This is a genomic window from Streptomyces pristinaespiralis, from assembly GCF_001278075.1.
Lineage (GTDB): Bacteria > Actinomycetota > Actinomycetes > Streptomycetales > Streptomycetaceae > Streptomyces > Streptomyces pristinaespiralis.
The window spans coordinates 6,656,152-6,676,287 of sequence record NZ_CP011340.1 but is presented as its reverse complement, the minus strand read 5'-3'; the positions used below and the strand labels follow the sequence as shown (position 1 = coordinate 6,676,287).

15 protein-coding genes, 3 rRNA genes and 1 pseudogene are annotated in these 20,136 nt (G+C 67.8%); 5 read left to right on the top strand and 14 right to left on the bottom strand.

The window, feature by feature from the left end; genetic code table 11:
- Positions 1-40: 40 nt before the first annotated feature.
- The 3 genes from SPRI_RS28535 to SPRI_RS28525 are packed head-to-tail and all read right to left on the bottom strand — an operon-like array spanning position 41 to position 2,083.
- Positions 41-979, bottom strand: a complete 939-nt coding sequence (locus SPRI_RS28535) for an NAD kinase (protein WP_053557463.1) — start codon at positions 977-979, stop codon at positions 41-43.
- Positions 976-1,791, bottom strand: coding sequence for a TlyA family RNA methyltransferase (locus tag SPRI_RS28530; protein ID WP_005319200.1), 816 nt, complete (start codon positions 1,789-1,791; stop codon positions 976-978). Before SPRI_RS28530 ends, SPRI_RS28535 begins: the two co-directional genes overlap by 4 nt.
- A gap of 7 nt (positions 1,792-1,798) precedes the next feature.
- Positions 1,799-2,083 (bottom strand): hypothetical protein, encoded by a 285-nt coding sequence (locus SPRI_RS28525; protein WP_037775060.1) that lies wholly within the window; start codon positions 2,081-2,083, stop codon positions 1,799-1,801.
- Between the two features lie 42 nt (positions 2,084-2,125).
- Between SPRI_RS28525 and SPRI_RS28520 the strand changes: the two genes are divergently transcribed.
- Entirely contained in the window at positions 2,126-2,473 is a 348-nt protein-coding gene (locus SPRI_RS28520; RefSeq protein WP_005319196.1) for an SCP2 sterol-binding domain-containing protein, read from the top strand.
- Positions 2,474-2,851: 378 nt separating this feature from the next.
- Here SPRI_RS28520 and SPRI_RS28515 read toward each other — a convergent pair whose 3' ends face one another.
- The 4 genes from SPRI_RS28515 to SPRI_RS28500 all read right to left on the bottom strand — a co-directional run bounded on the left by SPRI_RS28515 (position 2,852) and on the right by SPRI_RS28500 (position 6,926).
- Entirely contained in the window at positions 2,852-3,655 is an 804-nt protein-coding gene (locus tag SPRI_RS28515) for an ABC transporter ATP-binding protein (protein ID WP_037777015.1), read from the bottom strand.
- A 95-nt stretch (positions 3,656-3,750) separates the two neighbouring features.
- Entirely contained in the window at positions 3,751-4,788 is a 1,038-nt protein-coding gene (locus SPRI_RS28510) for a FecCD family ABC transporter permease (RefSeq protein ID WP_005319192.1), read from the bottom strand.
- Positions 4,785-5,837: a FecCD family ABC transporter permease gene (locus SPRI_RS28505; protein WP_005319190.1), complete on the bottom strand. Its 1,053-nt coding sequence runs from the start codon at positions 5,835-5,837 to the stop codon at positions 4,785-4,787. Before SPRI_RS28505 ends, SPRI_RS28510 begins: the two co-directional genes overlap by 4 nt.
- A 9-nt stretch (positions 5,838-5,846) precedes the next feature.
- A complete protein-coding gene (locus tag SPRI_RS28500) occupies positions 5,847-6,926 on the bottom strand; it encodes an HAD-IIA family hydrolase (RefSeq protein WP_005319188.1) in 1,080 nt (359 codons plus the stop codon).
- A gap of 92 nt (positions 6,927-7,018) precedes the next feature.
- Here SPRI_RS28500 and SPRI_RS28495 point away from each other — a divergent pair, with 92 nt between their 5' ends.
- Positions 7,019-8,299 carry a DUF1015 domain-containing protein gene (locus SPRI_RS28495; protein WP_053557462.1) on the top strand — a complete coding sequence of 427 codons (1,281 nt, stop codon included), beginning with the start codon at positions 7,019-7,021 and terminating at the stop codon, positions 8,297-8,299.
- Between the two features lie 67 nt (positions 8,300-8,366).
- On the opposite strand, the gene SPRI_RS28490 is transcribed toward SPRI_RS28495, so the two are convergent.
- From SPRI_RS28490 to SPRI_RS28465, 6 genes and pseudogenes are all read right to left on the bottom strand, one after another.
- Complete coding sequence (locus tag SPRI_RS28490; protein ID WP_053557461.1) at positions 8,367-9,179, bottom strand: tetratricopeptide repeat protein; 813 nt, start codon at positions 9,177-9,179, stop codon at positions 8,367-8,369.
- A gap of 219 nt (positions 9,180-9,398) precedes the next feature.
- Positions 9,399-10,637: pseudogene (locus SPRI_RS39900) on the bottom strand (hypothetical protein); the annotation flags it as partial.
- Positions 10,638-10,752: 115 nt separating this feature from the next.
- A 5S ribosomal RNA gene (rrf, locus tag SPRI_RS28480) occupies positions 10,753-10,869 on the bottom strand.
- A gap of 100 nt (positions 10,870-10,969) precedes the next feature.
- A 23S ribosomal RNA gene (locus SPRI_RS28475) occupies positions 10,970-14,094 on the bottom strand.
- A gap of 285 nt (positions 14,095-14,379) precedes the next feature.
- Positions 14,380-15,905: ribosomal RNA gene (locus SPRI_RS28470) — 16S ribosomal RNA — on the bottom strand.
- The 16S, 23S and 5S rRNA genes sit together here, the layout of an rRNA operon.
- A gap of 504 nt (positions 15,906-16,409) precedes the next feature.
- Complete coding sequence (locus SPRI_RS28465) at positions 16,410-17,081, bottom strand: DNA-3-methyladenine glycosylase (RefSeq protein ID WP_005319185.1); 672 nt, start codon at positions 17,079-17,081, stop codon at positions 16,410-16,412.
- A 94-nt stretch (positions 17,082-17,175) separates the two neighbouring features.
- Between SPRI_RS28465 and SPRI_RS28460 the strand changes: the two genes are divergently transcribed.
- From SPRI_RS28460 to SPRI_RS28450, 3 genes are all read left to right on the top strand, one after another.
- Positions 17,176-17,958, top strand: coding sequence for a sporulation protein (locus SPRI_RS28460; protein ID WP_005319183.1), 783 nt, complete (start codon positions 17,176-17,178; stop codon positions 17,956-17,958).
- Positions 17,959-18,014: 56 nt separating this feature from the next.
- On the top strand, positions 18,015-18,551 hold the full coding sequence (locus SPRI_RS28455) for a YbhB/YbcL family Raf kinase inhibitor-like protein (RefSeq protein WP_005319181.1): 537 nt from the start codon (positions 18,015-18,017) through the stop codon (positions 18,549-18,551).
- Between the two features lie 216 nt (positions 18,552-18,767).
- Positions 18,768-19,280, top strand: a complete 513-nt coding sequence (locus tag SPRI_RS28450; RefSeq protein WP_053557459.1) for an HNH endonuclease — start codon at positions 18,768-18,770, stop codon at positions 19,278-19,280.
- A gap of 54 nt (positions 19,281-19,334) precedes the next feature.
- On the opposite strand, the gene SPRI_RS28445 is transcribed toward SPRI_RS28450, so the two are convergent.
- Complete coding sequence (locus SPRI_RS28445) at positions 19,335-20,108, bottom strand: sulfite exporter TauE/SafE family protein (protein WP_005319177.1); 774 nt, start codon at positions 20,106-20,108, stop codon at positions 19,335-19,337.
- Positions 20,109-20,136 lie beyond the last annotated feature (28 nt).

Here is a 20,136-nt window from a genome sequence, read left to right as displayed (position 1 = left end):
GCCCGGCTCACCCACGGCACGTCGTCGCGTGCGAGGTGACCTACTGGGGCGCCCCGCGCCAGCCGGCGACCGGCAGGGCGAACTTCGCCACCAGCCGGTCCGTGAACGACGCGTGGTGCAGCCTCGCGAGGCGCACGGGCACGGCCCCCTTGCGGACCTCCACCCGCGCCGCGTGCGGCAGTTCGACGGTCCGGCGCCCGTCGCACCACAGCACACCGTGCGGGGTGTGCGGCTGGACCTCGACCGCCAGCACCGACGTCGGCGACGTCACGAGCGGCTTCGCGAACAGCGCGTGCGCGCTGATCGGCACCATCAGCAGCGCTTCGACCTCGGGCCAGACCACCGGCCCGCCGGCCGAGAAGGCGTACGCCGTCGACCCGGTCGGCGTCGCGCAGACGATGCCGTCGCAGCCGAAGCCGGTGGCCGGCCGGCCGTCGATCTCCAGGACCACCTCGAGCATCCGCTCGGGCGAGACCTTCTGCACGGCGGCCTCGTTCAGCGCCCAGTCGCGGTGCACCACGTCGCCGTTGGAGCGCACGATCACATCGATCGTCATCCGCTCCTCGACCTCGTAGGCGCGGGTCACGACCCGGTCGACGACCTTGTCGAGGTCGTCGCGCTCCGCCTCCGCGAGGAAGCCGACCCGCCCCAGGTTGACGCCGAGCATCGGCACCCCCGAGGCCCGGGCGAACTCTGCGCCCCGCAGCAGCGTCCCGTCGCCGCCGAGGACGATCAGCAGCTCGCAGCCGTCGAGGACCTCCGGCGTCGCGTCGACGACGGTCTCGACCGAGGCGGGCAGCGGCAGGTCGACCGCCTCCGCCGCCAGTACCCGTACGCCGATGCCGCAGCGCAGCAGCCCTTGTACGACGAGCTCGGCGCTGCGGATCGCCGCAGGCCGTCCCGTGTGGGCGAGCAGGAAGACAGTGCGTCTCGAAGTGTTGCTGTTGGTGCCCGGTGTCGTGCCTGATGTCGTGGTCAACGAGGTCCCTCCGCCACTGCGCGGTCGACGTCCGCCGGATCCAGCTCGGGCGCCCCGGCCCTGAGCCACAGAAAGTATTCGACGTTGCCCGAGGGTCCCGGTAGAGGGCTGGCGGTGACGCCCCGCACGCCGAGACCGAGCTCGGCCGCCCGGCGCGCGACGGCCCGCACGGCGTCGGCCCGCAGTTCGGGACTGCGCACCACTCCCCCGCTGCCGAGGCGCTCCTTGCCGACCTCGAACTGCGGCTTGACCATGAGCACGAGGTCCGCGTCGGGTGCGCTGCAGCGCACCAGGGCGGGCAGCACGAGCCCGAGCGGAATGAAGGACAGATCCCCCACCACCAGGTCCACCGGCTCTCCGTCGATCGTCTCCAACGTCATTTCCCGCACGTTGGTACGGTCCTTGACGGTGACGCGTTCATCGCTCTGCAGGGACCAGGCGAGCTGCCCGTAGCCGACGTCGACCGCGACCACGTGCCGTGCGCCCGAGCGCAGCAGCACATCGGTGAAGCCGCCGGTCGACGCCCCGGCGTCCAGGGCCCTGCGGCCCTCCACCTCCAGACCGAGCGGCACGAAGGCGGCGAGCGCCCCCGCGAGCTTGTGACCGCCGCGCGACACGTAGTCGGGGTCGCTGTCGTCGGCGGCGACGACGATGGCCGCACTCGTCTCCACCTGGGTGGCGGGCTTGGTGGCCGTGTTCCGGCCGACGGTCACCCGCCCCGCGGCGATCAGCTGGCTCGCGTGCTCGCGCGAACGCGCAAGTTTCCGGCGTACCAGCTCTGCGTCGAGACGGCGGCGGGCCACTCCTGCCACGTGCGGTTCAGCTCCTGTGGTTGTGCGGTTCCGGCTGGGGTCCCGGGCGGGTGTCGAGCGCGGTCAGCGCGTCCCTGAGCCCCCGGTGTACATCCTCGTACACCCCGAGGTGTCCGTCCGCAGCGAGGTGGTCGACATCGCCCAGCCGCTCCAGCAGCGCGTCGACCCCGGCGTCGCCGGTGGGCACACGCCGCACGCCCAGCGGCGCGGGGGCCGCCGGGTCGTACGCCTGCCCCGCCGGCTCACCGCCGTCGGGATCCTCCGGACCGGGCACGGGCATCGAGTCGCTCATGCCCAGACGCTACCGCGAAGCCCTGCGGTAACGTCGCCGCCGATGGCCACCACGCAGGAGTGCCGCGGCGCGCTCGACACACTCTCCGACAACCTGGCGAAGGCGGACGGCGACGTACGGGGCGCCGCCGCCCTCGACCGTTCCCTCAGCTGCCACATCACGGACCTGGACGTCACCTTCACCGGCCGGCTCGAGAACGGCCGGATCGCGGTGACGGACACCTCACCGGGGCCGCCACGGGAGAAGGCGCAGATCCGCCTGGCGATGACGGGCGACGACCTGGTGTCGATGGTGGAGGGCACGCTGAACTTCGCGAAGGCGTGGGGGTCGGGCCGGGTCCGCCTGGAGGCGGGCTTCCGGGACCTGCTGCGTCTGCGGTCCCTGCTCTAGCCCGCTGCGCGGGGCGCTTCCCCCACCCCGCCCCTTCCCGTGACCGGGCTCCGCCCGGGCCCGTACCGCACTCCGCGCGGTGGTTCGGGGGCTCTGCCCCCCCCAAGCCCCCGCCGCCTCGAACGCCGGCGGGGCCGGAGTTGCCGGCGCGGCTGATTTCGCGCAGCGAAATCCAGCCTGCCTGGGGCACCTCCCACGGCCGCCAGGCCGTAGGGGAGCTTGAGGGCACCGCGCGGAGCGGTACGCCGCAGGGCGGCACGGGCCACGCGGCCTGCCCGCCACGCGGCGGAGCGCACATCGATGCAGCGGGAAGGAGCGGGGTGGGGAACAAGCCCGCCGCAGGCGGCCACGCACCCCCACGCCGGCCCGCGCCCACCGTCACGACACCTTCGCGCCGACCCCCCGCCGCGACGCCGGGATCACCAGCGGCGTACCCGACTCCGGGTCCTCGATGATCTGGCTCTTCACGCTGAAGACCTGCTCCACCAGCTCCGCCGTGACCACCTCCGACGGCGCCCCCTGCGCGACGATCCTGCCGTCGCGCAGGGCGACGAGGTGGGTGGCGTAGCGCGCGGCCTGGTTGAGGTCGTGCAGGACGGCGACCAGCGTGCGCCCCTGCGACTCGTGCAGCTCGGCACACAGGTCGAGCACCTCGAGCTGGTGCTGGATGTCGAGGTAGGTGGTCGGCTCGTCGAGCAGCAGCAGCGGCGTCTGCTGGGCCAGTGCCATCGCGATCCAGACCCGTTGGCGCTGCCCGCCGGACAGCTCGTCGACGTAGCGGTCGGCCAGCTCGCCCACCCGCGTCGCGGCCATCGACTCCTCGACGATCCGCTCGTCCTCCGGCGACCACTGCCGCAGCAGTCCCTGGTGCGGGTAGCGGCCGCGCGCCACGAGGTCGGCGACCGTGATCCCGTCGGGCGCGATCGACGACTGCGGCAGCAGCCCCAGCGTCCTGGCGACCTTCTTCGCGGGCAGCGAGTGGATGGCCTCCCCGTCCAGCAGGACCCTGCCCTTCGTGGGCTTCAGCATCCGCGAAAGGGCCCGCAGCAGAGTCGACTTGCCGCAGGCGTTGGGGCCGACGATCACGGTGAAGGAGTTGTCGGGGATCTCGACGGACAGGTCCTCCGCGATGACCCGCTGGTCGTAGCCGAGGGTGACGGATTCCGCGGTGAGGCGCTGCATCGTCGTCGTACTCCTGGAGTTCTCTGTGAGGGGGACGGCGGCCGCGCCGGCGCCCGTACCCATGTCCTTGACCCGGTCCGTGTCCGTACCCGCCGTCATATCCGTCCCGCCTTGCGTTCCGTGACGAGCAGCCAGAGCAGGTACCCGCCGCCGAGGACCGCCGTGACGACGCCGACCGGCAGCATCCGGTCGCCGAACGCGTTGGTGGCGGTCCAGTCCGCGACCAGGAGCAGCGCCGCACCCATGACGGCGGCCGCGGCCAGGTTCGGTCCGGGCGAGCGGGTGAGCCGGCGCGCGAGCTGGGGCGCGCTGAGTGCAACGAAGGCGATGGGGCCCGCGGCGGCCGTGGCGACGGCGATGAACAGCACGCCGGACCCCATGAGGACGACCCTGGTGCGTTCGACGGGCACACCGAGCGCGTACGCCGCGTCGTCGCCCATCTCCAGCATCCGCAGCGGCCGTCCGTGCGCGAACACGACCGGCATCAGGACCGCGCACATCCCGGCCAGCGGCCACACCTGCGCCCAGTCACGGCCGTCGAGCGAGCCGGTCATCCAGAGCGTCGCCCGGGTGGCGTCCACGAGGTTGGCCTTGGTGATCAGGAAGTGGATGACCGCCGTGAGCATGGCGGCGACGCCGATGCCGACGAGTACCAGCCGGAAGCCCTGCACACCGCGCTTCCACGCGAGCGTGTAGACGGCGATGCCGGTGACGAGCCCGCCGGCGACCGCGCCGCCCGCGACGGCGAGCGAGTCGCCGCTGAAGAGCACGATCACCGTGAGCGCGCCGACGGTGGACCCCTGGGAGAAGCCGATCACGTCGGGGCTGCCGAGCGGGTTCCGTGACAGGGACTGGAAGATGGCGCCGCTGAGGGCGAGCGACGCTCCGACGAGTACGGCCACCAGCACCCGCGGCAGTCGCACGTCCTGGACGATGAACTCCTGGGCGGGGGTGCCGTTCCCGAGGAGTGTGGCGGTCACGTCGCCGAACGACATCGGGAAGTCACCGCTGCCGATGAGGACGACCGCGACGGCCGCCGCGGCCACCGCGAGCAGCATGACGACGGACGCCGCTCTGGCGTCGAGGCGTACGGACAGCCCGCCCGGCGTGCGTATTGCTTTCACGGCCTTCACAGCTGGGCCATCCTCTTGCGGCGTACGAGTTGGATGAAGACCGGCCCGCCGAGCAGCGCGGTGACGATGCCGACCTGAAGCTCGGAGGGACGGGTGACGACCCGGCCGACGACGTCCGCGCCGAGCAGCAGGACGGGCGCGAGGACCGCCGCGTACGGCAGGATCCAGCGCATGTCCGGGCCGGTGACCGCGCGGACGACGTGCGGGATCATCAGGCCGACGAAGACGATGGGGCCGCAGGCCGCGGTCGCCGCGCCGCACAGCAGGGTGATGGCGAGCATCGACAGGACACGGGTGCGGGTCAGGTGCGCGCCGAGCGAGCGGGCGGTGTCGTCGCCCATCTCCATCGCGTTCAGCGGCCGGGCCAGCAGCATGGAGAGCACCAGTCCGACGGCGATGAACGGCAGCACCTTGGTGATGGTCCCCATGTCGGCGGAGGCGAGCGAACCGACCGTCCAGAAGCGCAGTCGGTCGAGCGCGGCCGCGTCCAGGAGCTGGACGGCGTTGATGTAGCCGTACAGCGCCGCGGTGGCGGCCGTACCGGCGAGCGCGAGGCGTACCGGGGTGGCGCCGCGGCTCCCGCCGAGGACGTACACGGCGGCGGAGACCACGGCGGCGCCGAGGAACGCGAACCACACGTAGCCGGTGAGCGAGGTGACACCGAGGAAGCTGATGGCGGACACGACCGCGGCAGACGCTCCCGCGCTCACGCCCAACAGGCCGGGTTCGGCCAGCGGGTTGCGGGTCAGGGCCTGCATCACCGCGCCGGCGACGCCGAGGGCCGCGCCGACGACGAGCCCCAGCAGGGTCCGGGGGACGCGGACGTCCCTGATGATCACGTCGTTGCCGGTGCCCGTGCTGTGGAACAGCCCGTCCCACACGTCGGAGAGCGGAATCGACTTGGCGCCGACGGCGATGCTCGCGACGCAGATCAGCAGCAGGACGCCGCACGACACCAGCAGCCCCAAGGCACGCAGGGCGTGGCGCTTGGGTGTTGCGGGTGCGGACGCAGGCTCCGCGCTCCGTTTCGGGGGACTCTCGACCAACACGTGGTTAGGTTAGCCTACCCTCGCATCGCCTCTCCCGGGGAGGCCGTCGGCCTGGCAGTTCTGAAGTCCCAGCCTGGCCAGCGCCTTCGCCGCGTCGAGGGTGCAGGATCCGTCGCCCGCGTCGGTCCACGCGGCACCGCACAGCGCGCGCAGGCCGTCCAGCGGATGGCCGTCGCCGTCGAGCGCCAGCTCCTCCCCGCGCACCGCCGCCGTCCATCCGCCGCAGCCGAACACGCCGTCGCGCTCCGACACTTCGGGCTGCCCGGTCAGCATGCCGCGCAGATCGGCGTCCACATAGGTCGGCCGGTGCTGCGGCACGGCCGCGAGCAGCTGCGCCGCGTCCGTCACACCGGTCAGCACGAGCAGCGAGTCGACGCCGCCGTTGAACGCCCCCTCGATGTCCGTGTCCAGCCGGTCCCCCACGACCAGCGGCCGCTCCGCGCCCGTGCGCAGGATCGTCTCCCTGTGCATCGGCGGCAGCGGCTTGCCCGCGATCTGCGGCTCCGCCCCCGTCGCGATCCGTACGACCTCGACGGCGGCCCCGTTGCCGGGCGCGATGCCGCGGGCGCTCGGGATCGTGAGGTCGGTGTTCGAGGCGTACCACGGCACACCCCGCGCGATCGCGTAACAGGCCTCCGCGAAGCGGCCCCAGGGCAGTTCGGGACCGCCGTAGCCCTGCACGACCGCGGCGGGGTCGTCGTCGGCGGACTCCACGGGCACGAGACCGCGCTCGCGCAGTGCGACCCGCAGGCCGTCGCCCCCGACCACGAGCACCCGGGAGCCGGGAGGCACCTGCTCGGAGATCAGCCGCGCCACCGCCTGCGCGGAGTTGATCACATCGCCGGCCTCTGTCGGGATGCCCAGCTCGGTGAGGTGGGTGGCCACCGCGTCGGGGGTGCGCAGCGCGTTGTTCGTCACGTACGCCAGGTGCATGCCCTGCTGCCTGGCGTCCGCCAGCGACGCGACGGCGTGCGCGATCGCCTCCCCGCCCGCGTACACGACCCCGTCGAGGTCGAGCAGGGCGGTGTCGTACGCCTCGCTCAGCGCCCGTGTGCTTCCGCTCGGCCGGTTCACACCCTGCTGACTCATCCGCTTCCGCTCCTCGCTGGTTCCCACGCTCCCGGTGACCGGGCCCGCTCCCCCGATCATCGCTCATGCCACCACGCGCATACGATGCCCTGATGAACAACGAAGGTCCTGCGGCCGATGGCGGCCTGCGTCTGATCCCGTTCCGCGGACTGCGCTACGTCCCCGAGCGGGTGGGCAGCCTCGCCGCCGTGACCTCGCCGCCGTACGACGTGGTCGTCAGGCCGGACGGCCTGCACCACCTGGAGTCGTCGGACCCGCACAACATCGTGCGCCTGATCCTGCCCCAGGCGACCACCCCGGAGGACCGCCACCACCAGGCCGCGCAGACGCTCACGCGCTGGCTCGAGGAGGGCGTCCTCGCCGCGGACGACGAGCCCGCCCTGTACGTCTACGAGCAGCGCAAGGGTGACGTCCTGCAACGCGGCGTCATCGGGGCGCTGGCGCTCTCGGAGCCGTCCGACGGCGTCGTCCTGCCCCACGAGGGTGTCATGCCGGACATCGTCGCCGACCGCGCGGCCCTGATGCGCACGACGGCCGCGAACCTGGAACCGCTGCTCCTCACGTACCGCGGCTCCGGCAGGGCCGTCGGCACGACCGCGGTCATCGAACGCACCGTCCGGCGCTCGCCGCTGCTGTCCACGACCACGGAGGACGGCTTCAGCCACCGCCTGTGGTGCGTCACCGACGCCGGGGAACAGGCGGAGATCCAGGAGGACCTGAAGCGGCATCAGGCGATGATCGCCGACGGCCACCACCGCTGGGCGACCTATCTGCGGCTGCGCGCGGAGCACACCTCGCCCGGCCCGTGGAACTACGGCCTGGTGCTGCTGATCGACTCCGCCCGTTACCCCCTTCAGGTACGGGCCATCCACCGCCTGCTGCACGGCCTGCCGGTCGACCGGGCGCTCACGGCCCTGGCAGGTTCCTTCCGTGTCAGGCACCTCGACGTACCGCTGCCGCAGGCACTGGACGTCCTGGCCGACGCCGCCGGCGAGGGCAACGCCTTCCTCCTCGCCGGGGAGGGCGGGTTCCACCTCGTCGACCGTCCGGACGCCGGGCTGCTGAGCCGCACGGTGCCGAACGGTCCGCCGGAGGCATGGCGCACCCTGGACGCCACGGTGCTGCACTCCACGCTCCTGGAGCAGGTCTGGCGGATCCCGGACGACCCCGAGCACATCGCCTACATCCACGACGCCCGGGCGGCGGTCACCAAGGCCGAACGCGACGGCAGCACGGCGGTGCTGATGCACCCGGTGCGGGAGGACGTCGTGCGGGAGCTGGCGCTGCAAGGCGTCACGATGCCCCGCAAGTCGACGTCGTTCGGACCGAAGCCGGCGACGGGACTGGTGCTGCGGAGCCTCACGCTGGAATGACACCGGGCGGAAACGACCGAGGGCGGCACCCGTGGAACGGGTGCCGCCCTCATTCATGTGCCGCGCGTTACGACTGGTCGCCGGACCTGTCCTGGCCGGCGTCCGGCTCGGCGTCGGTGCCGTCGGTGCCGGTCTCGGGCCCGGTGACGGACTCGGGGCCGCTGCCGGCCTTCAGGTCGTCGTCCCCGGCGCGGTCCGTGACCTGGTCGCCCTCGGCGTCCTCGTGGTCCTCGGCGTCCTCGTCGTCGTGCAGGGCGTCGACGAACTCGACACCGTCCATCTCGGCGAGCCGGTCCGACGCGTCGGTGGCGCCGTCCTTGTCCGCCTCGAGCGCCTTGGCGAACCACTCCCGGGCCTCGTTCTCACGGCCTGCCGCGAGAAGGGCGTCGGCGTAGGCGTAACGCAGCCGCGCCGTCCAGGGCTGAACGGAGTTGGAGGCGAGCTCGGGGCTCTGCAGGGTCACGATGGCGGCGTCCAGCTGCCCCATGTCCCTGCGCGCTCCGGCGGCGACGAGCCGCATCTCGACCTGGCCGGCCTTGTCCAGCTTCTGGACCTCCGGCTCACCGGCCATCGCCAGCGCCCGCTCCGGCCGTCCGAGCCCGCGCTCGCAGTCGGCCATGACGGGCCACAGCTCCACGGTGCCCGTCATCCGCCGCGCCGCACGGAACTCGGCCAGCGCCTCCGAGTACTTCTGCGTCGCGTAGGCGGCGAAGCCCGCCGCCTCACGCACGGCGGCCACACGGGACGCGAGCCGCAGCGCGATACGGGAGTAGGCGTACGCCTGCTCGGGGTCCTCGTCGATCAGGTTCGCGACCATGACGAGGTTACGGGCGACATCCTCGGCGAGACCCTTCGGCAGGCTCTGGAGCTCCTGCCGCACGTCCTTGTCGATCTCGTCGCCGGTGACGTCGTCCGGGATCGGGAGCCGCTTGACGGGCTCGCGCTCGGGACGGTCACGCTCGTCACGACGTCCGTAGCCGCCGCGGTCACCGCGGTCGTCACGGGAACCGCGGTAACCACCGCGGTCGCGCTCCTCACGGCGGGGGCCGCGGAAGCCACCACGGTCGTCGTCGCGGCGCGCGTAGCCGCCGCCACCGGAGCGGTCGTCACGACGGAAACCACCCTGCCGGTCGTCCCGGCGCGGGTAGCCGCTCTGACCGGAACGGTCGTCACGGCGGTCGTCACGGCGGTCGTCGCGACGGTCGTCGCGACGGAAGCCGCCACCGGCACCGGCGGGACGGGCACCGCGGTCGTCACGACGGTCATCGCGCCTGTCGTCACGGCGGTCGTCGCGACGGAAGCCGCCACCGGCACCGGCCGGACGCTCGTCACGACGGTCGTCACGCGGGCCGCGGAAGCCGCCGCCACCGGAGCGGTCGTCACGACGGAAACCACCCTGCCGGTCATCGCGGCGCGGGTAGCCACTCTGACCGGAACGGTCGTCACGGCGGTCGTCACGCCTGTCGTCACGGCGGAAGCCGCCACCGGCACCGGCGGGACGGGCACCGCGGTCGTCACGACGGTCATCGCGCCTGTCGTCACGGCGGAAGCCGCCACCGGCACCGGCCGGACGCTCGTCACGACGGTCGTCACGCGGGCCACGGAAGCCACCACGGTCGTCGTCGCGGCGCGCGTAGCCACCGCCACCGGAGCGGTCGTCACGACGGAAACCACCCTGCCGGTCATCGCGGCGCGGGTAGCCGCTCTGACCGGAACGGTCGTCGCGGCGGAAGCCACCGCCGCCGCCGCCGGCGGGACGGGCACCGCGATCGTCACGGCGGTCATCGCGCCTGTCGTCACGACGGTCGTCACGGCGGAAACCGCCACCGGCACCGGCCGGACGCTCGTCACGACGGTCATCTCGCGGGCCACGGAAGCCACCACGGTCGTCGTCGCGGCGCGCGTAGCCACCGCCACCGGAGCGGTCGTCACGACGGAAGCCACCCTGCCGGTCATCGCGGCGGAAGCCACCGCCGCCGCCACCGCCGGGGCGAGGCGCGTATCCGCCACCACCGCTGGGGCGACCGCCGCGGTCACCGCCATCGCGGGGGCCTCGGTAGCCACCGCGGTCGTCCTCGCGGCGCGGGCCACGGTCGCGGTCACCAGGGCGGTCGTCACGACGGAAGCCGCCGCCACCGCCGGCGGGGCGACCGCCGCGGTCGTCACGGGCACCACGGAAGCCACCGCGGTCACCGCGGTCGTTGTCACGGCGGGGACCACGGTCCCTGTCGTCGCGACCGCCGCGGAAGCCGCCCCTGTCACCACCGTCCTTGCGACGCGGTTCGCGATCCGGACGATCGTCGGAAGAGTTGGGGGACATCGGCGTGACTCCTGTCATCGGGTACCACAGTCATTCTCGCGCAGCCGGCGATCGGCCGCGCTTCGTCATTCTCGGCAAAACAAAAAGGACCCTTGGTCCAGCGTGAACGCTGGACCAAGGGTCCTGAAAGATTGTTCGGCGGCGTCCTACTCTCCCACAGGGTCCCCCCTGCAGTACCATCGGCGCTGAAAGGCTTAGCTTCCGGGTTCGGAATGTAACCGGGCGTTTCCCTAACGCAATGACCACCGAAACTCTATGAAGATGTCCGAACTACCAGCCGGCAACCCCACCAAAAGGCAGGGTCGGGCGAGTTCGTTACTTCAGAACTAACACAGTGGACGCGAGCAACTGAGGACAAGCCCTCGGCCTATTAGTACCGGTCAACTCCACCCCTTACAGGGCTTCCATATCCGGCCTATCAACCCAGTCGTCTACTGGGAGCCTTACCCTCTCAAGGAGGTGGGAGTCCTCATCTCGAAGCAGGCTTCCCGCTTAGATGCTTTCAGCGGTTATCCTTTCCGAACGTAGCCAACCAGCCATGCCCTTGGCAGGACAACTGGCACACCAGAGGTTCGTCCGTCCCGGTCCTCTCGTACTAGGGACAGCCCTTCTCAAGACTCCTACGCGCACAGCGGATAGGGACCGAACTGTCTCACGACGTTCTAAACCCAGCTCGCGTACCGCTTTAATGGGCGAACAGCCCAACCCTTGGGACCGACTCCAGCCCCAGGATGCGACGAGCCGACATCGAGGTGCCAAACCATCCCGTCGATATGGACTCTTGGGGAAGATCAGCCTGTTATCCCCGGGGTACCTTTTATCCGTTGAGCGACGGCGCTTCCACAAGCCACCGCCGGATCACTAGTCCCGACTTTCGTCCCTGCTCGACCCGTCGGTCTCACAGTCAAGCTCCCTTGTGCACTTACACTCAACACCTGATTGCCAACCAGGCTGAGGGAACCTTTGGGCGCCTCCGTTACCCTTTGGGAGGCAACCGCCCCAGTTAAACTACCCATCAGACACTGTCCCTGATCCGGATCACGGACCCAGGTTAGACATCCAGCACGACCAGAGTGGTATTTCAACGACGACTCCACCTGAACTGGCGTCCAAGCTTCACAGTCTCCCACCTATCCTACACAAGCCGAACCGAACACCAATATCAAACTGTAGTAAAGGTCCCGGGGTCTTTCCGTCCTGCTGCGCGAAACGAGCATCTTTACTCGTAGTGCAATTTCACCGGGCCTATGGTTGAGACAGTCGAGAAGTCGTTACGCCATTCGTGCAGGTCGGAACTTACCCGACAAGGAATTTCGCTACCTTAGGATGGTTATAGTTACCACCGCCGTTTACTGGCGCTTAAGTTCTCAGCTTCGCCACCCCGAAGAGTGACTAACCGGTCCCCTTAACGTTCCAGCACCGGGCAGGCGTCAGTCCGTATACATCGCCTTACGGCTTCGCACGGACCTGTGTTTTTAGTAAACAGTCGCTTCTCGCTGGTCTCTGCGGCCACCCCCAGCTCACCGAGTAAATCGGATCACCAGTGATGGCCCCCCTTCTCCCGAAGTTACGGGGGCATTTTGCCGAGTTCCTTAACCATAGTTCACCCGAACGCCTCGGTATTCTCTACCTGACCACCTGAGTCGGTTTAGGGTACGGGCCGCCATGAAACTCGCTAGAGGCTTTTCTCGACAGCATAGGATCATCCACTTCACCACAATCGGCTCGGCATCAGGTCTCAGCCTTGATGTGAGGCGGATTTGCCTACCTCACGGCCTACACCCTTACCCCGGGACAACCACCGCCCGGGCTGGACTACCTTCCTGCGTCACCCCATCGCTTACCTACTACAAGTCTGGTTCGTCGGCTCCACCACTCCGACCTCGTCCGAAGACTCAGCCGGCGGCTTCACGGACTTAGCATCGCCTGATTCGATATTGGGCGTTTCAAAGCGGGTACCGGAATATCAACCGGTTGTCCATCGACTACGCCTGTCGGCCTCGCCTTAGGTCCCGACTTACCCTGGGCAGATCAGCTTGACCCAGGAACCCTTAGTCAATCGGCGCACACGTTTCTCACGTGTGTATCGCTACTCATGCCTGCATTCTCACTCGTGAACCGTCCACAACTCGCTTCCGCGGCTGCTTCACCCGGCACACGACGCTCCCCTACCCATCCCAGCGGGCGTTGGCCCTCATGCTGGAATGACACGACTTCGGCGGTACGCTTGAGCCCCGCTACATTGTCGGCGCGGAATCACTTGACCAGTGAGCTATTACGCACTCTTTCAAGGGTGGCTGCTTCTAAGCCAACCTCCTGGTTGTCTCTGCGACTCCACATCCTTTCCCACTTAGCGTACGCTTAGGGGCCTTAGTCGATGCTCTGGGCTGTTTCCCTCTCGACCATGGAGCTTATCCCCCACAGTCTCACTGCCGCGCTCTCACTTACCGGCATTCGGAGTTTGGCTAAGGTCAGTAACCCGGTAGGGCCCATCGCCTATCCAGTGCTCTACCTCCGGCAAGAAACACACGACGCTGCACCTAAATGCATTTCGGGGAGAACCAGCTATCACGGAGTTTGATTGGCCTTTCACCCCTAACCACAGGTCATCCCCCAGGTTTTCAACCCTGGTGGGTTCGGTCCTCCACGAAGTCTTACCTCCGCTTCAACCTGCCCATGGCTAGATCACTCCGCTTCGGGTCTAGAGCGTGCAACTCAATCGCCCTGTTCGGACTCGCTTTCGCTACGGCTTCCCCACACGGGTTAACCTCGCTACACACCGCTAACTCGCAGGCTCATTCTTCAAAAGGCACGCAGTCACGACTGCATGTGCAAGCACATACAGCGACGCTCCCACGGCTTGTAGGCACACGGTTTCAGGTACTATTTCACTCCGCTCCCGCGGTACTTTTCACCATTCCCTCACGGTACTATCCGCTATCGGTCACCAGGGAATATTTAGGCTTAGCGGGTGGTCCCGCCAGATTCACACGGGATTTCTCGGGCCCCGTGCTACTTGGGTGTCTCTCAAACGAGCCGTTGATGTTTCAGCTACGGGGGTCTTACCCTCTACGCCGGACCTTTCGCATGTCCTTCGCCTACATCAACGGTTTCTGACTCGTCTCATTGCCGGCAGACAATGAAAGAGAGATCCCACAACCCCGTATGCGCAACCCCTGCCGGGTATCACACGCATACGGTTTGGCCTCATCCGGTTTCGCTCGCCACTACTCCCGGAATCACGGTTGTTTTCTCTTCCTGAGGGTACTGAGATGTTTCACTTCCCCTCGTTCCCTCCACACTGCCTATGTGTTCAGCAGCGGGTGACAGCCCATGACGACTGCCGGGTTTCCCCATTCGGAAACCCCCGGATCAAAGCCTGGTTGACGGCTCCCCGGGGACTATCGTGGCCTCCCACGTCCTTCATCGGTTCCTGGTGCCAAGGCATCCACCGTGCGCCCTTAAAAACTTGGCCACAGATGCTCGCGTCCACTGTGTAGTTCTCAAGCAACGACCAGCCACCCATCACCCCGCCTTTACAGGCGAGTTCACTGGGGCCGGCATCCCGAAGGGCGAGCAACGCTCGCACCCTCAGACACCCAACAGTGTGCCCGGCACGATCTTCCTGAGAGAACCACGTTCCACGCTCCGAAGAGCAGTACTGGTGAGTCCCTCACAACCGATCGTGCCGAATAATCAACGTTCCACCCATGAGCAACCGTGCGAGTCATTCGCTCGCAGTCGGCCATGTGCTCCTTAGAAAGGAGGTGATCCAGCCGCACCTTCCGGTACGGCTACCTTGTTACGACTTCGTCCCAATCGCCAGTCCCACCTTCGACAGCTCCCTCCCACAAGGGGTTGGGCCACCGGCTTCGGGTGTTACCGACTTTCGTGACGTGACGGGCGGTGTGTACAAGGCCCGGGAACGTATTCACCGCAGCAATGCTGATCTGCGATTACTAGCAACTCCGACTTCATGGGGTCGAGTTGCAGACCCCAATCCGAACTGAGACCGGCTTTTTGAGATTCGCTCCGCCTCACGGCTTCGCAGCTCTTTGTACCGGCCATTGTAGCACGTGTGCAGCCCAAGACATAAGGGGCATGATGACTTGACGTCGTCCCCACCTTCCTCCGAGTTGACCCCGGCAGTCTCCTGTGAGTCCCCATCACCCCGAAGGGCATGCTGGCAACACAGAACAAGGGTTGCGCTCGTTGCGGGACTTAACCCAACATCTCACGACACGAGCTGACGACAGCCATGCACCACCTGTATACCGACCACAAGGGGGGCACCATCTCTGATGCTTTCCGGTATATGTCAAGCCTTGGTAAGGTTCTTCGCGTTGCGTCGAATTAAGCCACATGCTCCGCTGCTTGTGCGGGCCCCCGTCAATTCCTTTGAGTTTTAGCCTTGCGGCCGTACTCCCCAGGCGGGGAACTTAATGCGTTAGCTGCGGCACCGACGACGTGGAATGTCGCCAACACCTAGTTCCCAACGTTTACGGCGTGGACTACCAGGGTATCTAATCCTGTTCGCTCCCCACGCTTTCGCTCCTCAGCGTCAGTAATGGCCCAGAGATCCGCCTTCGCCACCGGTGTTCCTCCTGATATCTGCGCATTTCACCGCTACACCAGGAATTCCGATCTCCCCTACCACACTCTAGCCTGCCCGTATCGAATGCAGACCCGGGGTTAAGCCCCGGGCTTTCACATCCGACGTGACAAGCCGCCTACGAGCTCTTTACGCCCAATAATTCCGGACAACGCTTGCGCCCTACGTATTACCGCGGCTGCTGGCACGTAGTTAGCCGGCGCTTCTTCTGCAGGTACCGTCACTTTCGCTTCTTCCCTGCTGAAAGAGGTTTACAACCCGAAGGCCGTCATCCCTCACGCGGCGTCGCTGCATCAGGCTTTCGCCCATTGTGCAATATTCCCCACTGCTGCCTCCCGTAGGAGTCTGGGCCGTGTCTCAGTCCCAGTGTGGCCGGTCGCCCTCTCAGGCCGGCTACCCGTCGTCGCCTTGGTAGGCCATCACCCCACCAACAAGCTGATAGGCCGCGGGCTCATCCTTCACCGCCGGAGCTTTCAACCGCAGACCATGCGATCCGCAGTGTTATCCGGTATTAGACCCCGTTTCCAGGGCTTGTCCCAGAGTGAAGGGCAGATTGCCCACGTGTTACTCACCCGTTCGCCACTAATCCCCACCGAAGTGGTTCATCGTTCGACTTGCATGTGTTAAGCACGCCGCCAGCGTTCGTCCTGAGCCAGGATCAAACTCTCCATGAATGTTTACCCGTGATCGGGTGCACATCCGAAGAGCGGAACAACCGGTCGGAATAAGACCGATTGTTCACAGCGTCCTCGCTGTGATTGCCACCCCGCAAGCGGGATGGACTTTTTCAAAGGAACCTCGACCATCCGAAGATGGACGGGGTATCAACATATCTGGCGTTGATTTTTGGCACACTGTTGAGTTCTCAAGGAACGGACGCTTCCTTTGTACTCACCCGCAGAACATTTTCTGGGGCTTTCCTCCGGGCGCTTCCCTTCGGTCTTGCGTTTCCGACTCTATCAGATCTTTCCGATCCGATTTCCTCGGTGTGCTTTCCGGCCTTTCGGCCCTCCGGCGTGTTCACTACTTTAGCGGATTTCCCAGGCGACTCATAATCGAGTCCGGGGATTGAATTCCGGCATGCCGAAATCGCACCCGTTCGGGTTTGTCGTAAGTAGTGGATGGCCGCTACAGAGCTGCTGAACAGCAGTGCTCCGTCTCAAGCGGCTCGGGCTACATTAGGCGTCGCCGGCATCCGAGTCAAGTTGCGTCGCGGGCCTGCGGCGCGGCACGTGGGCCCGGTAGGGGCTGACCGTCGGGTCGCCGTCTATCCAGAAGCGCCAGGGGTGGAATGCGCCTTCTCCTCCCACCCCGGTACGCGGACCGTTCCTGACCTGGTCCGGCGCCGGCCGGAGTCCCGGGAGCAGAGAGAGGGGCGCGGCCGGCCCGAGGCAGAGGTCCGCTCCATTGAGGCTGCGGTCCACATCGAGCGCGGTGGCGAGCCGGGCGGGTCCTTTGGCCAGTTCCTTGTCATGCCGGGCCGAGAGTCGACGTTTGCGCGCCAGGTCGGCGCCCACTGTCACCTCGCCGGCGCGGAGCAGGACTCCGCTCGCCCTGCCCTCCGGGCCGCACACCACATTGAGGCAGTGCCACATCCCGTAGGTGAAGTAGACATACGCGTGCCCCGGCGGGCCGAACATCACTTCGTTGCGCGCGGTGCGGCCGCGGAAGGCGTGCGAGCCGGGGTCGGCCTCTCCCGCGTACGCCTCCACCTCCGTGATGCGCAGCTCGATGGGGCCGTCGTCGGTCAGGCGGGTCAGCGTGCAGCCGAGGAGGTCGGGTGCGACCTCGAGCACCGGGCGGTCGAAGTGGTCCCGGGGCAGCGGCGTACGGTCGGAGCTCTCGATCATCGCGTTCGAGCGTACCGGGGATCCGCTCAAGGCCATGGGGAACCGACTACGGTCATCGGGCGTATGTAGGGGTCAGAACCAAGAAGGAGTGGACATGGGCTTCAAGAAGCTGCTTGCGAGCTTGGGTGCGGGCGGTGCCTCCGTGGAGACGGAGCTCACCGAGGCGAACGTCGTCCCCGGCGGTGTCGTCCAGGGCGAGGTGCGTATCCAGGGCGGCTCGGTGGATCAGCAGATCGAGGGGCTGTCCGTCGGTCTCCAGGCCCGCGTCGAGGTCGAGGGCGGTGACCAGGAGGTCAAGCAGGACATCGAGTTCACCAAGCAGCGGCTCGGCGGTGCCTTCGAGGTGAAGGCCGGAGCGGTGCACGTGGTGCCCTTCGGGCTCGAGATCCCGTGGGAGACCCCGATCACCACCATCGAGGGACAGTCCCTGCGCGGCATGGACATCGGCGTGACGACGGAGCTGGAGATCGCGCGCGCGGTGGACTCGGGCGACCTCGACCCGATCCACGTGCACCCGCTGCCGGCTCAGCAGGCGATCCTCGACGCCTTCGTCCAGCTCGGTTTCCGCTTCAAGAGCGCCGACATGGAGCGCGGTCACATCCGTGGGACGCGTCAGCGGCTGCCGTTCTACCAGGAGATCGAGTTCCTCCCGCCGCAGCAGTACCGCGGGCTGAACCAGGTCGAGCTGACGTTCGTCGCCGACGACCGCGAGATGGACGTCATCCTGGAGATGGACAAGAAGCCGGGCCTCTTCAGTGAGAGCAGCGACTCGTACAAGGCGTTCAAGGTGGACCACGAGGACTTCCGGTCGACCGACTGGGCGGCCTACCTCAACCAGTGGCTGGCGGATGTCGGCGGCCGTCGCAACTGGCTCTAGGCTCGGAACCAGAGGCAGTACGCGAGACGCAGAACGGCCGATTCGGAGGGTTTGACGTGACCGAGCTCAAGAGGGCTCCGCTTCCCCACGACTTTCATCCGGCGGTGCCGTCGTTCACGGTGGTGAGCGACGACGTCGAGCCGGGGTCGGTACTGAAGGACTCCCAGGTGCAGGCCGCATGCAACAGCTCGCCGCAGCTGCGCTGGGAGGGTTTTCCCGCGGAGACCAAGAGCTTCGCCGTGACGTGCTTCGACCCCGACGCGCCGACCGGCAGCGGCTTCTGGCACTGGGTGCTCTTCGACATCCCGGCGTCGGTGACGGAACTGCCGGCGGGTGCGGGCGGCGGGAAGTTCGAGGGGCTGCCCGAGGGCGCCGTCCACGCCCGTAACGACTACGGGACGAAGAATTTCGGCGGGGCCGCTCCGCCGGCGGGCGAAAGGCACCGCTACGTCTTCACCGTGTACGCGGTGGACAGCGAGAAGCTCGGACCGGACTCCGATGCCTCTCCCGCGGTCGTCGGCTTCAACCTGCGTTTCCATACGCTCGCCCGTGCCCAGCTGATCGGCGAGTACGAAGCCCCTGCCGGAGGCTGAGATTTCGGCCGAGCAGTCGGTCGAGAGTTCGTCCGGAGTTTGCCCTGCCCTGGTCTTGGAGAGATCAGGGCAGGGCAGTTTTGTTGCCAGGGGTTCAGGTGTCCTCCCCCGGCAAGGCACAGATATTGCGTTGTCCATCTCGGCGCGCCCGGCCAGAGTTGATCCAAGGCTGATGCCCGCCGACGGGGGCCGGGCCGGCGAACGGAGGTGGGCAGGATGCGGGACACACTGGTGCTCAATGCGAGCTTCGAGCCGTTGTCGACGGTGACGCTCAACCGCGCGGTCGTGCTGGTGCTTCAGGACAAGGCCGTGGTCGAGCAGTCCCACCCGGCACTCCGGGTGCGTGCGGCGGCGGTGGATCTCCCGGTGCCCCGGGTGATCAGGCTCTGCAGATACGTACGGGTGCCGTTCCGAAGACAGGCGCCGTGGTCGAGGCGGGGTGTGCTGGTGCGGGACCAGCACCGGTGCGCCTACTGCGGGCGGCGTGCCACGACGGTGGACCACGTGGTGCCGAAGTCGCACGGTGGCGCGGACAGCTGGCTGAACACGGTGGCCTCCTGCGCCGAGGACAACCACCGCAAGGCGGACCGGACGCCGGAGCAGGCAGGGATGCCGCTGCTGCACGAGCCGTTCGTGCCGTCGCCGGCGGACGCGATGCTGCTCGGTCTGCGGTCGGGCGAGCGTGCGGCGCTGCCGGACTGGCTGGCGGCGGCGCAGCCCGCCGCGTAGGACCGACGACGAGGCCCGCTCCCCGGGTGCACGAGGGGGGCGGGCCTCGTCGTGTCAGCGCAGCAGGAGCTGGACGATGGCGACGGTGCCGACGACGACGATGAAGCCGCGCAGCACGGCGGGCTTGAGCTTGCGGCCTATTCCGGCGCCGAGCTGTCCGCCGATGGCGGATCCGACGGCGATCAGCAGGACGGCGGTCCAGTCGAAGTCGGCGACGAAGAGGAAGAAGACGGCGGCGACTCCGTTGACCACGGCACCGAGGATGTTCTTCACGGCGTTCAGCCGCTGAAGGCCGTCGTCGAGGAGCAGGCCCATGAGGGAGAGGTAGAGGATGCCCTGGGCGGCGCCGAAGTAGCCGCCGTACGCGCTGGCGAGGAACAGGCCGGTGTGGAGGACGGGTCCACCGTTCGGGCGCGGCTCGGTGCCGTTCGCCTCACGGCGTCGCTGCACGGCCTTGGCGAGGCGCGGCTGAAGGATGATGAGGATCAGGGCGAGCGCGATCAGTACGGGGACGATCGTGTCGAACGCGTCGGACGGCAGGGCGAGAAGCAGGACCGCGCCGGCCAGACCGCCGAGGAGCGCGGTGACCCCGAGGCGGAGGACCCGGCCGGTCTGTCCCCGGAGCTCCGCGCGGTAGCCGATGGCGCCGCTGACGGAGCCGGGGACGAGGCCCAGGGCGTTGGAGACGTTCGCCGTGATCGGGGGCAGCCCGGTGGCCAGTAGCACCGGGAAGGTGATCAGGGTGCCGGAGCCGACGATGGTGTTGATGGTTCCGGCTCCCACGCCGGCCGCGAATACCGCCAGTGCTTCCCAGATGGACAACGCCATCTCCTTACATGGTCCGTGAGTCGCCTCC

Bases quoted from the DNA above. Each gene is read 5' to 3' on its own strand.
- SPRI_RS28525 (WP_037775060.1), bottom strand. From the start codon at position 2,083: ATGAGCGACTCGATGCCCGTGCCCGGTCCGGAGGATCCCGACGGCGGT.
- SPRI_RS28515 (WP_037777015.1), bottom strand. From the start codon at position 3,655: ATGCAGCGCCTCACCGCGGAATCCGTCACCCTCGGCTACGACCAGCGG.
- SPRI_RS28495 (WP_053557462.1), top strand. From the start codon at position 7,019: ATGAACAACGAAGGTCCTGCGGCCGATGGCGGCCTGCGTCTGATCCCG.
- SPRI_RS28520 (WP_005319196.1), top strand. From the start codon at position 2,126: ATGGCCACCACGCAGGAGTGCCGCGGCGCGCTCGACACACTCTCCGAC.
- SPRI_RS28500 (WP_005319188.1), bottom strand. From the start codon at position 6,926: ATGAGTCAGCAGGGTGTGAACCGGCCGAGCGGAAGCACACGGGCGCTG.
- SPRI_RS28460 (WP_005319183.1), top strand. From the start codon at position 17,176: ATGGGCTTCAAGAAGCTGCTTGCGAGCTTGGGTGCGGGCGGTGCCTCC.
- SPRI_RS28445 (WP_005319177.1), bottom strand. From the start codon at position 20,108: ATGGCGTTGTCCATCTGGGAAGCACTGGCGGTATTCGCGGCCGGCGTG.
- SPRI_RS28465 (WP_005319185.1), bottom strand. From the start codon at position 17,081: ATGATCGAGAGCTCCGACCGTACGCCGCTGCCCCGGGACCACTTCGAC.
- SPRI_RS28450 (WP_053557459.1), top strand. From the start codon at position 18,768: ATGCGGGACACACTGGTGCTCAATGCGAGCTTCGAGCCGTTGTCGACG.